General features: G+C 60.3%; 14 protein-coding genes and 1 pseudogene. 7 read left to right on the top strand and 8 right to left on the bottom strand.

Translation table 11 applies throughout. The annotated features are described in order from the left end of the window. Positions 1-69: 69 nt before the first annotated feature. The 3 genes and pseudogenes from TNEU_RS01170 to TNEU_RS10535 form a co-directional block, all read right to left on the bottom strand. Positions 70-312 carry a hypothetical protein gene (locus TNEU_RS01170; RefSeq protein ID WP_012349608.1) on the bottom strand — a complete coding sequence of 81 codons (243 nt, stop codon included), beginning with the start codon at positions 310-312 and terminating at the stop codon, positions 70-72. 16 nt (positions 313-328) lie between these two features. Then, the gene (locus TNEU_RS01165) at positions 329-1,234 is read right to left on the bottom strand and encodes a 2-hydroxyacid dehydrogenase (protein ID WP_012349607.1); all 906 of its coding nucleotides are present in this window, start codon (positions 1,232-1,234) and stop codon (positions 329-331) included. A gap of 236 nt (positions 1,235-1,470) precedes the next feature. Next, positions 1,471-1,599 (bottom strand): annotated as a pseudogene (locus tag TNEU_RS10535) (sulredoxin); the annotation flags it as partial. Positions 1,600-1,966: 367 nt separating this feature from the next. On the opposite strand from TNEU_RS10535, the gene TNEU_RS01155 reads away from it, so the two are divergent. From TNEU_RS01155 to TNEU_RS01145, 3 genes are all read left to right on the top strand, one after another. Continuing rightward, positions 1,967-2,242, top strand: a complete 276-nt coding sequence (locus tag TNEU_RS01155; protein WP_012349606.1) for a DUF6364 family protein — start codon at positions 1,967-1,969, stop codon at positions 2,240-2,242. After that, complete coding sequence (locus tag TNEU_RS01150; RefSeq protein WP_012349605.1) at positions 2,239-2,676, top strand: type II toxin-antitoxin system VapC family toxin; 438 nt, start codon at positions 2,239-2,241, stop codon at positions 2,674-2,676. Before TNEU_RS01155 ends, TNEU_RS01150 begins: the two co-directional genes overlap by 4 nt. A gap of 64 nt (positions 2,677-2,740) precedes the next feature. Further along, positions 2,741-3,289, top strand: coding sequence for a PaREP1 family protein (locus tag TNEU_RS01145; protein ID WP_012349604.1), 549 nt, complete (start codon positions 2,741-2,743; stop codon positions 3,287-3,289). Between the two features lie 768 nt (positions 3,290-4,057). On the opposite strand, the gene TNEU_RS10380 is transcribed toward TNEU_RS01145, so the two are convergent. Next, positions 4,058-4,270 (bottom strand): hypothetical protein, encoded by a 213-nt coding sequence (locus TNEU_RS10380; RefSeq protein ID WP_245521966.1) that lies wholly within the window; start codon positions 4,268-4,270, stop codon positions 4,058-4,060. A gap of 108 nt (positions 4,271-4,378) precedes the next feature. Beyond that, positions 4,379-5,506, bottom strand: coding sequence for a fucose isomerase (locus TNEU_RS01135; RefSeq protein ID WP_012349603.1), 1,128 nt, complete (start codon positions 5,504-5,506; stop codon positions 4,379-4,381). A gap of 28 nt (positions 5,507-5,534) precedes the next feature. Between TNEU_RS01135 and TNEU_RS01130 the strand changes: the two genes are divergently transcribed. After that, positions 5,535-6,686, top strand: coding sequence for an ABC transporter permease (locus tag TNEU_RS01130; protein ID WP_012349602.1), 1,152 nt, complete (start codon positions 5,535-5,537; stop codon positions 6,684-6,686). Then, entirely contained in the window at positions 6,683-7,420 is a 738-nt protein-coding gene (locus tag TNEU_RS01125; protein ID WP_012349601.1) for an ABC transporter ATP-binding protein, read from the top strand. The genes TNEU_RS01130 and TNEU_RS01125 overlap by 4 nt, the downstream gene beginning before the upstream one ends. On the opposite strand, the gene TNEU_RS01120 is transcribed toward TNEU_RS01125, so the two are convergent. The 3 genes from TNEU_RS01120 to TNEU_RS10180 form a co-directional block, all read right to left on the bottom strand. Next, positions 7,368-8,087, bottom strand: coding sequence for an MqnA/MqnD/SBP family protein (locus tag TNEU_RS01120; protein WP_012349600.1), 720 nt, complete (start codon positions 8,085-8,087; stop codon positions 7,368-7,370). The two genes, TNEU_RS01125 and TNEU_RS01120, sit on opposite strands and share 53 nt — an antisense overlap. Next, a complete protein-coding gene (gene mqnC, locus TNEU_RS01115; protein WP_148682261.1) occupies positions 8,065-9,123 on the bottom strand; it encodes a cyclic dehypoxanthinyl futalosine synthase in 1,059 nt (352 codons plus the stop codon). Before mqnC ends, TNEU_RS01120 begins: the two co-directional genes overlap by 23 nt. Before the next feature lie 523 nt (positions 9,124-9,646). After that, positions 9,647-9,787, bottom strand: coding sequence for a hypothetical protein (locus TNEU_RS10180; protein ID WP_187146728.1), 141 nt, complete (start codon positions 9,785-9,787; stop codon positions 9,647-9,649). Positions 9,788-10,096: 309 nt separating this feature from the next. Here TNEU_RS10180 and TNEU_RS01110 point away from each other — a divergent pair, with 309 nt between their 5' ends. Further along, positions 10,097-11,158: a CofH family radical SAM protein gene (locus TNEU_RS01110; protein WP_012349598.1), complete on the top strand. Its 1,062-nt coding sequence runs from the start codon at positions 10,097-10,099 to the stop codon at positions 11,156-11,158. Then, on the top strand, positions 11,148-12,122 hold the full coding sequence (locus TNEU_RS01105) for a hypothetical protein (RefSeq protein WP_012349597.1): 975 nt from the start codon (positions 11,148-11,150) through the stop codon (positions 12,120-12,122). The genes TNEU_RS01110 and TNEU_RS01105 overlap by 11 nt, the downstream gene beginning before the upstream one ends. The last annotated feature ends 45 nt before the right edge of the window (positions 12,123-12,167 follow it).

Here is a 12,167-nt window from a genome sequence, read left to right as displayed (position 1 = left end):
ACGAAAAGCTCATTACCAACCACCCCCTCTGCCTCGGTGATGGGGTGTGCCGCATCTGACCTGTGACGACTAACCTCCGGCTGACTCCGTCTGTATCTTCTCTATAGATTCCCTTATTTTTTCGGCGAGCCAGAGGAGCTCCTCCTTCTCCTCCCCCGTGAAGTCCTCATGCCACTTCTCCACCAGCCTACCAAGTAGCTGGAGGGTGAAATGTAGCGCAGGCCAGTAGGGGTGGTGCTCCGCAATGCTGTCGGCGAGCCGCTGTAGCTCCTCCACGCGTTTAGCCATCGCCGTTGTGACGTCCGGCTCCATGGCCTCCGGCGGCTCCCTATATATAATCTTCACGCCTGGCTACGTTTCTGGGCCTGCCCCCGGAGGCCCAAGTTATGAGGTTTCTCACGGCTTCCTCCACCATCCTCCTCCACACCTCCTCGCTCCCGTACCCCCCAGCCACCCAAGGCGTCGCGATGACGTTGGGCAGGGCGAAGAACTCGGCGTCTTTGGAAAAATCGTGACGGCTCCACCACACGTCGCTGGCAAAGACGAAGCGGGGTCTCTCCTTCACTATCCTGAGTGCGCCCTCCCTATCCACCACCTCCGCCCTCCCCACGTTTACAAACACCGCGTCTTCCCTCATGAGGGCGAGGTGCTCGTATCTCACAAGCCCCCTGGTGTGTTTAGTGAGCGGCAGAGCGCAGACGGCGGCGTAGGCGCCGCGTAGCGCCTCCTCCAGCCTGTCTGTAAAACGCCACGGCCCGTCCCTCGGCGTGCGGGCGAAGCCCCACACCTCCGCCCCCAGAGCCGCCAACGCCCTAGCCGCTCTGGAGCCTATCTCGCCGAGGCCGAGAACGGCGACCTTCTTCCCCGCCAGGACGGGGACGGGGATGTCCTTCCCGTAGTCGCCCCTCCTCATCTTCTCGCTGTAGTAGAACACCCTCTTGAAGGCGGCCAACAACATCCCCAGGGCGAATTCGACGACGGCGTCGGCGTTTGACCCGGCGTTGCCTGCCACGGCCACGTGTGGGGGGATGTGCTCCCAGGGCAGATGGTCCAGGCCGGCTGTCACCACCTGTATAAACCTCAGCCTGGGCATCTTCGCCAGCTCCTCCGGCGTTAGCTTAGAGACAAGGGCTGCCTCCACCCTGCTTAAGTCGCCTCCTTTAACGACGCGGAAGTGCCTCCCCAGCTCCTCCTCGAGTTCCCGTGGAATTTCGAAGTTTACGTAGAGCTCCACGGGCGCAGAAACGCCTCAATATATAACGGTTGAGAACACCGTGCAGTGGGCGAAGGCGGCCATCTCGCCGCGGCTCTCCACTAACGCTTCTAGCAACGCGATTAGCTCGTCGTAGGTTCTCCTCACCAAGCGCGCCTACCAGCAAATTCCCCGGAGCGGCGAGATACGAGTAAATGGGAGCCACAAGGCCTTGCACCGCTTCAGCCCACCAGATAGCCAGGTAAGCCGTGGGGGGGTTAGACGCCTACCTCGATCCATCCCTCGTTTTCTCCAATTGGGTATGTCTCGACGCCTAGCTTCTCCTTGGGCGCATTAGGCGCGACGTAAAGCGGCTCTGTCTTTGGGTCGAAGACTGCGTGGCGGCAGATGCGGGCGTTGCTGGGCGGCCACTACCACGGGCGGTCCCGGCTTTGGAGGGCCTCGGGAGGCGTCTCCGGCAGAGCTTTTTTCTGTAATCTCTCGCGCTCCGCCGCGCAGTCCACGTCATCGGACCACTTCACCTCTGCGTAGATGCCATGTCTCTCCCTACTGCGAGTATCTATCTCATATGTCCCCTATCCCGTCTCCTCCACCGTCTTGTGCTCTTGGTATATTGTCTAGATGAGGCTGAAAGAGGTAGCCCCAAGAGCCGCTGCCGGCCATGAGACGTGGCTGTCGCCAGACGCCCCCTCAGCAACCCAGTGGCGGCCGGTCACCTCGAAAAGTTTATATATTACGTATATACGTGTGTACGTGAAGAAGTTGACTTTGTCTATACGGGAGGATTTGGCCGAGAGGGCTAAGGCCAGGTCGCGGAGACTGGGATCTTTGAGCAGAGTCGTCGAGGATTTCCTGGAGTCTATAGACGGCGAGGGGCTGGCGGATGCTCTGTGCAGAGAGCTGGGGCTAGACTGCGCTGAGCCCCTAACCACCCCGGGGGAGATCGTAGCGCAGAGGCCCAGAGCCCTCGGGCCTCCGGCGGCTACCCTCGTGGCTGAGATGCGGAGAGGGCGGGCCGGGCGCCTGTGATATATCTAGACACAAGCGCGTTGGTGAAGCGCTACGTCGAGGAGCCGGGAAGCGCCGAGGTGGATAAGCTCTTCGAATCGGCATATAGAGGCTCGGCCGTGTTGTCCACATCCATCTACAACATAGGCGAGGCAGCGTCGGCGCTAGATAAAAAAGCCAGACGCGGCGAGTTGACACGCGGCGCAGAGATCGCCGTGTTGTTAATGCTTAGAGAACTCAAGACCCTCACACGGCTGGGAAACTTCGCCATTGTCCCCCTCGGCGGCGCGGTGCTCCGCAGATCGATAACGCTGACGCTGAGGCACCACCTCTACTTCGCCGACGCCCTCCAGATAGCCAGCTGCCTACACGTCAAATGCGGCGCCCTCTACACAGCCGACGCAGAGCTCGCCAAAGCCGCCGAAAGAGAAGGACTAAAAACGGTGGAGATATAACAGACAGCGATGCAGGAGGCGCCCTACACGTCCACACAGAAGATTTTAAACCAGCCATACGTACATGGATATGGAAGTATTAGAGAGGCCCTTACCCAAACCCTCCGCCGAGGACTATGTGAATGTCCGGCTCCTTGAGGCGCTTGTGGAGGCGGGCCTTGCCCTTGAGTACCTAAGACGAGGCCTCGTCAGAAACGCCGCGGGGAAGGCTTTTCAAGCTTGGAAAGCGCTGATGGCGGCTCTGCTAAGGCTTGAGCTGGATAAGCTTAAGAACATCGCCAAGACTGGCGAGGAAAGGAGGTGGCTTGAGTCCACCGCGGTGCCTAGGGTGCCCACCAGCAGAATGACTTCACTGTCGCAGACGTTGGAGGACGTGGGCCATGTAGGCGTATCTGCGTGGACAGCGATGGCGCTTAAGCTACACGACTACCAGTACCACGGCCCAGATCCCGACATGGCTCTATCAAAATACCGCACAAGAGAAGAAGCCGCAAAAGACGTGATCTTACTATTGAGAGAGCTTGTGGAGAGGGTCGAGGCGATAAGAAACAGAGTGAGGTGGAGCCCAGAGCTTGAAAAAACGCTCCAGACGTTGAAGAAGGAGGTAGCCTAAAGTCATACAAGGCGTTAACCAACAGACCACGCTCCGGGCTGAGGCACGGCGGAGATAAATACGCGGCGCCTGCTACCAAGCAGAGGCGCCTCGTATCTCATCTATCACCGGTGTGCGGCTATAGGCATAGGCGCCTTAAGCGTGGTCTTTCAACTATCCATTACCCTAGCTATCCCAGCGGCAACTCCACAGGAGACAATGGGGGTTAGCCACATGCCTGCGGCCTTTGGTACAGCCTGTCAATTCTCCAGGTAACAACGTCGCACCTGACTATGCTGGACTCGATTCCGGCGAGGGTGCTGACGCAGTCTTTACAACATACGTCGGCCTACAGCACGGCGGGGTGCCCGTTGAGGTAGCCCTCTGCATCGAAAAAGCTCCACCTATCTCCCACAGACGTCCTCAGTAGCTCCCCCACCGACCTACTCATACCCCCCTCTAATCACCCCCGGGACTGTGTGGGACGTTGAGCTTTTGTTTAAAAACAGAACATAATGACGTAGATGAAACTCCGTAAAAGTTTCTCGACAAGTTCCAGGGGGATACGCCATGTATATAACCATAGCGGGATCTCGGCCAAATCCTCCTAATAGAGACAAACGCCAGAGGCACACTACGCCTTTACGACCGAGAAACTGTATACAGAGCTCTTACAAAACTAGAAGACCTAAGAGGCGACTGCCTATAGATCTTAATCTTCGTTGAGGGGGAAAGCGGTTTGATGCCCCTCCTCTAGCTCCTCGGCCTTTTGAAGGGACTCGTCCAACACTATCCTGAATCTGTCAATACGCCTATGAACACATCCCCGCTAGTTAAAAAGAGGCGGCGCGCCCCGAGCCCCCCGGGGAAGGCCGGTTCTACAAAGGGGGTTGCGGAGGAATATGCTCCCACGGCAGATGATCTAAACCAGCCGTCACCACTTGACCTAAGCATCTTTGCCAATTCCTCTGGCGTGAGCCTAGAGACAAGAGCAACCTCCACGTTGCTTAAATCGCCGCCTTTTACAACCTTAAACCTCCTACTGAGCTCCTTCTCGAGTTCATGCGGAATTTCTAAATTTATATAGAGTTTTGTATGTTGAAGAAAGCCTTAGTATATAACGGTTGAGAAGGAGAGGAGCTTTAAGACGGCTGCGGCCTCGGCGGCCACGTCGCCAGGGGCAAAGACGTGGTGGTTCGCGGGCGCCTCCTCCTCTAAGCGGACCGGCCTCCCGAACCTAACCGTGGCTTGGGTGCGGCATGCGCTCTGTAGGTAGTTGCCGCTCCGCTCGACGTATACCCGGCCCACAGCCGCCTTTTCAAACCTCGGCGAGATAGACACGGCCGTGTAGACGCCTCTCCTCAGCTCCCCGGCGATTCCATAGGGCAGGCCCGACTCGAAGTGGGGCATGGACCACCACCGCTCCACTAGGTCCAGCGAGACCGTGCAGTGGGCGAAGGTGGCCATCTCGCCGCGGCTCTCCACAACGTTGGCTATCCAGCTGCTCCCCCCGGCGAGCCTCCTCAGCAACAACATGGCGAAGCCAGCCGAGAGGTCCCCCTCGCACGCCGCCGTGAGGCCCCTGGCGTTTAACAACGCGAGCGCTGGACATGGGGTGTATCCGGCCTTCATAAGGAAGGGGAAGCACTGTATGGCGACGAGGTGGCTCCCCGCTGCCAGCCTGCGGAGGGCAGAGGCGACCTTCGCCACCCTCTCATCTCCGAACAAAGAGAGGGCTTCGCTGTCGGGCTCCGAGTTCGCGACGGTCGATTCGAAGTCGGCAAGAGGCACGACCTCCACCGACCATCCGAACCTCTCGCTAACCAAGTCGGCCTGCTTGGTCTTGGAACCGATCAACACGGCCTTTGCGCCGATGAGGGAGGAGGCGGCGGCAGAGACCCTAGCCGCCTTGGCTAAAGCGGGGCCGCACTCGGCGTAGGTGGGGCAGTGGTAGACGACGGCCGTGCGGCCGGCGGCCTCCAGCTCGGCCTTGGCGTGTAGCGCGCTGGCGAAGCTGTTGTGTTCGCCGAAGCCCACTAGAACGGCGCCGCGTGCGCCAGCCCTCTCCACGAGCTCCAGCGCCTGGGCGGTTGTCCCGCCGGTGCCGTGGATTATGACGGGGAACCTCTCCGGCTCAGGCCTCGCCGGGTCTTTGAGGGAGATGTACTTTGCGACGTATCTCTCCACCTCGGCGATGAAGTCGGCGCCGTGTACGGCCGAGGTCAGGAGATAGGCCACAGATTTATGAACCACCCTCTATAAAAACGTGGGCGTCTTGACCGCACTCGTGGTGAAGGACTTAAGGGAGATACTAGCCTCGCGCTACTTCATCCTCTCCCTCGTGGGGGGCTTCGCCGCCCTGGTTTTCATGGGCCTCCTGATGGGGGCCTCCATCCGCGGAGCCGCGGCGGCGCAGAAGTTCGCCGTGGTGGCGAACGATACAAACGAGCTTGGGCGTCTGTACGTGGAGAAGCTGAGGGAGCTCGGAGGCGTGGTATACGGCGAGTTTACGCCTGAGTTGCTTGAGAAGTACAGCTACGTCGTTGTGGTGCCAAGGAACTTCACCTTCCCAGCGAGGCTGGAGGTGTACAGGAGATACAGCGGCTTCCCCTCGCTGGTCGCCCCAGCCGTTTTGAGAACCGCGGCGGAGGAGCTGGCGAAGAGGGCGGGCGTCCCACCCGCGCTGGTTAACGTCACCCTCCGCCTGTACTTCGACGGGGCGTGGCTGGGGGAGGCCGAAGCCGGCGCCCTGCTGAGCCTCTACATGGTCTCCTTCGTGGCCACCTTGATGGTGCCTCTGCTCGTGGCGGCGACCGCCGCCATAGCAGTCGGCGTGGAGAAGGAGAAGAGGACTTTTGAGCTCATACTCGCCACACCCGCTACGCCGAGCGCGCTGGTTCTCTCCAAGCTAGTCAGCTCTATACTCCTCATGTTGATACAGTTCGCCGTTTTCCTGGCCGGCTACGGGGTCTACTTCGCCAACTTGGCCAATCTGCCCAACTTCGTCGGAGGGGCGCCTCCGCCCGAGCTCCCTCGGCCCGGCCTACATGTGTCTATACCGCCGGGGGCGCTGGCCCTCTCGGCGTTATCCATCCTGGCGATGTCGATCTTCGTCGTGGCCGTGTCCTTCGCCTTGGCCAGCCGCGCCGAGGATATCAAAACCGCGCAGAGCGTTGCAACCACCGCCGTGTTTTTCTTCGCAGCGCCCGCGGTTGCGGTGTTTTTCGCCCCAACTGATTGGCTTAAGCTGGACCCCCTTCTACACCCCCTATATATCGCCTTGGCCGCCCTCTTCGGCAGATGGGGCGAGGCGCTTCTATTGCTAACGGCGGACTGGGCGCTTGCGGCCGTAGCACTCTACATCGTGTCTAGGATCGTCACCGCGGAGTACCTCATCGCCGGCAGGCGGAGGAGATGATCAGGGCGGTTGGGGTTAGGAAGAGGTTCGGCCGCCTGGACGTCCTCAGAGGGGTGGACCTTGAGGCGCGGGCGGGGGAGGTCGTTGGGCTTGTGGGGCCCAACGGCGCTGGGAAAACCACCACCTTGCGCATCCTCGCGGGCCTTCTTAAGCCCGACGGAGGCTACGCCGAGGTTCTAGGCGTTAGGACCGACTCGCCGGAGTTTCAGAAGAGGCGGAGGTATCTCGCGTATCTGCCGGAGGAGGTTCTCCCCTACGACAACCTCACAGGGAGGCAGTTTATAGAGTTTATACACGGCCTATACGGCGTCGACAACGTGCGGGAGGCCGTGGAGATCTCCGCCTTGGGCCCCCGCGTAGACGACAAGGTCAAGACCTACTCAAAGGGCATGAGGCGTAGGCTCGTCGTAGCCGCCCTGCTTACAGTGGAGGCGCTGGCGCTACTCCTAGACGAGCCGACGGCTGGCGTCGACGTGGTACACGCCGTCGAGATGAGGAGGCTGGTGAAGGACTACGCAAAGTCGAGGGGGGCCGCCGTGGTGTACTCAAGCCACAACATGCTTGAGGTGGAGTCCGTCTGCGACCGTGTGTACTTCATAGACAAGGGGGTCGTGATAGCGCGCGGCACGCCCAAGCAACTCATGGAGCTATACGGGGCGTCCGACCTGGAGGAGGCATTCGTCAGAGCTCTAGGAAGCGCGGGCGGGGGAGGCCCAACACCTCCGCCTCCTTAACCATGTACTGTATATATCCGCCGTTTAGCAGATAGCGGGATCGCTGGAAGTACTCCTCGACGAGCCTTCGGCTTACGCCGAGGCGCCTCGCCGTGGATTCAACAAGCGGGGCGGGGTTTTCGTAGAAGTGGGCGAGGGAGTTCTCCATCTCGGCCACCGCCTCCTCCAGACCCTCGGCCCCCGGCTTCGCGACCAAGACGGCAAAAAACAGCGGCGTGCCCACCCGCGTCTGCCAGAGCTCGCCGACGTCTAGCAGGGTGGGGACCCCTCTGTCGATCATCCGCAGGGCCTCGTCGCCGACCGCCAAAACCTCGGAGCACGAGTCTAGAGCGGCCCAGGGGTCCTCCACGGTCTCTAGCGAAGCGCCGAGCAACCTGTTCACCACCCTGGCGCTTACCGTCGTCTCGCTCACCGCGCAGAGCCCCCCAGCCCCGCGTCCCTTGAAGACTCTGGCCGACAGTATAGGGCCCGTGCTATATATGGCCAGCCTCGGCACAATGGGGAGGCCAAGCTCGGCGGCCATGGTTATTGGGACAAAGCCTATATCGGCGGCGCCCTCCCTCAAGAGGCGGGCCGCCTCTAGGTTGCCGGCCTCCACAACGTCGAGCTTCGCCCGCCAGAAGAGGGGGTCGCTGTGGGCGTACCTAATCCTGACCACCTTGGCCATATACCTTCACGACGTTGTACATGTTGTCCCGCTCCGCTGGGGTGAAGCCCGCCGACCTTATGATATCTACCACGTCCTCCCTCCTGTCTATCTGCGCCTCGGCGCGCTTCCATTCAAGCACCTTCTCCTCGTATAGGGTCCCCCCGAAGTCGTCCGCCCCGAAGTACATGGCCAGCTGGGCGGTCTCGGGCCCCGTGGTGAGCCAACCGCTCTGGATGTGGGGGATCAACTCCCTGAACACTATCCTCGCCACGGCGACCATCCTCAGAAGCGAGGCCGAGGTCTTTGGGTACCTAACGCGCTTGCCAAGCTCGCTGGTGCCGGGGTCGAAGTTCCAGGCTATAAACGCCATGAAGCCCCTCGTCTTTTCCTGCAGCTCTGCGATTTTGTAGAGGTGCTCCGCGATATCGCTGAGGGTCTCCACGTGGCCGTACATCATGGTAGCCGACGTAGGGATGCCGAGCTTATGCGCCTCCTCCATAATTCTGAGCCAAGTGGCGCTGTCTATCTTCCGCGGCGCCAGCTCCCTCCTCACCCTATCCACCAGTATCTCTCCGCCGCCCCCCGGCATGGACTCCATGCCGGCCTCCCTCAGGCGCTCCAGCACCTCCCTGTAGGTGGCGCGCTCCCTCCGCGAGAGGTAGTCCACCTCCAGGGGCGATAGCGCGTGGATAGCCACGTGGGGGACCCTCCTCTTTATCGCGCGGAAGAGCTCCTCGAAGTACTCAATGCCGATCTCCGGGTTAATCCCGCCCTGGATCAGGACCTGCCTAATGCCGTATCTAGCGTCTACGGCTAACACACGCTTCGCGGCCTCCTCCGGCGTATAGCCGTAGGCCTCCGGGTGTCCAGGCGGCCGGTAGAAGGCGCAGAAGGAGCAGCCGATTACGCAGACGTTTGTGTAGTTGAGCACCATGTTGGAGATGAAGGTCGTCCTATCCCCGTACAGCCTCCGCCTGATCTCGTAGGCCCTCCTCCCCAAAACCCACAAATCCTCCTTCAAGAGACGCTCGATATCCCCCCTCTTATACTCCACAGCCACCTGCCGTATCCGTCTTATAAGTATTAACACCCCTCAGCGCGCCGAGCGCCATCGAGAAATAGAGCCGCGCTTCTAAAGCCCAAAGCTACGCCGCCCCAGGCCGGCCATTAATTACCTCGGCATTTTAAGCCCAGCCCCGTGCACGCCGAAAACCGCCGCTGAGTTTTGGCCACTGGCAGAGCCGCCTTCGTTGAGCCCCGCGGCAAATCGGCGTTACACCTCACGCGCGGCTCTACAGAGATTGCGCCTGTCAAAGTAGACTAGGCCAAGCGTTATAAGGTAAAGTAACAAGATTAACAATACATTAATTATATCGAGATCAAAAGGCCTCCCATAACCGTAAGCTATAAATATTAACCAAGCGCCGTCAGGTCCGCAGTATGCTAGAACTGCATAATATAGCGCTAGGAAAATGGCTGTGTGAAGCAGAAACATGAGCATATCAAACTTGCCAGTAATGACATCATAAGAGAAAATTGAAATTGGAATAATAGGTAGTAAAAAGTATGCTATTTTTCTAACAGAAACCTGTAACATGAGGTATAAGTTCATCTCTATGTTGCAAGTCCGGCGGCATGTCGAATAGTGAGAACGCCGCCAGCGTGGAGTTCACGACGTTGTCCACCTGGCCGAAGACAGACACGGCGACCGCCGACATGGCCAACGCCCATCCTCATGAAGGCCACAAATCCCTTTTTTTAAGTTTTACTGTTTTCATCCGCGGCTGAGGAATGCGGCGCCGGGCTTCATGACTTATTTCGCGGCAGAGCTCGGCTGTCCCTACAGCCTGCGTAATACTTGAGCTTGCCCCCGCCGCGTTTCTGAAGGCGGTGGCGGGGGATTTGGCTAGCTGTGTTTCCAGGTGCCGTGGGGTCTGGGCTATGTCGTCGAGGTTTTAAAGCGGCGCCCGGCAACTTAATAAGGGTGGTACTTCTCACCTTTAGTGAAGGTTGTTGATATCCTTGAAATGACGGCGAGGGGGCTTTCCAGGAACGACGCCGTTTATTTAATGCGTGAGGTTGACCTCTTCACTCTTGCGGAGGCGGCCCACGCCGTGACGCAGAAGTTCTATGGCGACGTCGTGACGTTTGTCAACAACGTGGTGATAAACTATACGAATATCTGCGTCGCCAAGTGCCCCATATGCGCCTTCTACAGATCCCCGGGCCACCCCGAGGCCTACACCCGTAAGGCTGAGGAGGTGGCGGCTCTCGTGGAGCGGTTCGCCGTCGAATACGGCGTTACTGAGCTACACATCAACGGGGGCTTCAACCCCCTCCTCCCGCCGGAGTACTTCGACGAGCTGTTCAAGGCCGTTAAACGCCGCGTGCCCCACGTCGTGGTTAAGGGCCCCACCATGGCCGAGGCCGCCTACTACGCCGGGCTGTGGAAGATGAGCGTGAGGGAGGTGCTCTCCAGGTGGAAAGAGGCGGGCCTCGACGCCATCTCGGGAGGCGGCGCCGAGATATTCGCCGATGAGGTGAGAAAAGTAGTGGCTCCCCACAAGATCTCCGGCGAGGAGTGGCTCAGGGTAGCTGAGGTGGCCCACGAGCTGGGCATACCGAGCAACGCCACAGTTCTCTACGGCCACGTAGAGGCAGTGGAGCATCTGGTAGACCACATCTTCAGGGTGAGGGAGCTCCAGGAGAAGACGGGGGGCCTCCTCCTCTTTATACCCGTCAAGTTCAACCCCCTAAATACGGAGCTCCACAGAAGGGGGGTGGTAAAGGCCCCAGCGCCCTCCACCTACGACGTGAAGGTGGTGGCGTTGGCTAGGCTGATCCTGCTGGATAGGCTTAAGGTAGCCGCCTACTGGCTGTCGGTCGGCAAGAAGCTGGCCTCTACCCTCCTGCTGGCGGGGGCAAACGACTTGGTGGGCACCATGTACAACGAGGCTGTTTTGACGTCGGCTGGGGCAAAACACAGCGCTACCGTGGAGGAGCTCGCAGCCATCGCCAGGGAGGCCGGGAAGACGCCGGCTCTACGCGACACCTTCCACCGCAGGATAAAGCCCCTAGATGGGCCCTAGGGAATACGCCGTCTTAGCCCTCCTCCTCACCGGGGCGAAATCCCTCGTGGTTCTCCACCAGGGTTGGGCAACCGCGTGGGACGCCCAACACTTCCAGCGCATCGCGGCTCTCGGCTACAGAGACCCCGCCGACTACGCGTTTCCGCCCCTCTTCCCCCTTCTCACAGCTCTGCTTTCTAAGACGGCGGGGTGCGACGCCGTGGCGGCGTCTATAATTGTCGCCAACTTCTTCAGCTACCTCACGCCCCTCGTGGTGGGGGGGCTATACGGCTTCAAGACGGCGCTCTTCCTCGCGCTCTTCCCCACGTATGTGCTCTACACCACGGCGCCTTACGCGGAGGGCGTTGCGCTGTTCTTCGCCTCAGCGGCGTTGCTATACGCCGAGAGGAGGCCGGCCCTCTCGTCGACCTTTTTCGCGCTGGCGGTGTTGGCCAAGTACCAGATGGCTCTCGCCCTGCCGGCCTTCGTAAAGACGTGGCGGCTCCGGCACTACCTCCCGCCGGCCGCCGCGGTTTCTGCCGTTGCCCTGTGGCACACGGCCGCGTTGGGCTCTCCGCTGGCGTATTTCGAAATACAGCGGCAGATCTGGGGAGCCGCCCCGGCGACGCCTCTGCAGCAAGCCCAGTGGATTCTGGAGGGCTGGCTCACCGCCCAGAGCTGGACTTTGTTTGGGCAGAGGCTAGAGCCCTGGATGTGGCTCGCGAGGAATTGGGCCATCGCTACGTTTTTCCTCGCCGGCGCGGTATCGCTGAGGGGTCTCCACCGCCGCTACGCCCTCGTCCAGATCCTCCCCCACCTCTTCACCGTCGGCACGCCCGCCATCTCAGCGCCGAGGTTTATGCTCGCCGCCTTCCCCGCCCTCTCCCCCTACGCCCGACGGGTCTCCCCCTCTCTATACATCCCGGCGGCTCTAGCGCTGACGGCCTTTGTCGCTAGGTGGCACTTCGAAGCGTTTTTCGCTTAGATCCGGGGCCTCTCTCATAGGGGGCCGCCGGCCCACTCCGAGGCC

It is taken from the genome of Pyrobaculum neutrophilum V24Sta, assembly GCF_000019805.1.
GTDB lineage: Archaea > Thermoproteota > Thermoprotei > Thermoproteales > Thermoproteaceae > Pyrobaculum > Pyrobaculum neutrophilum.
This window is presented reverse-complemented; position numbering and strand designations above follow the sequence as displayed.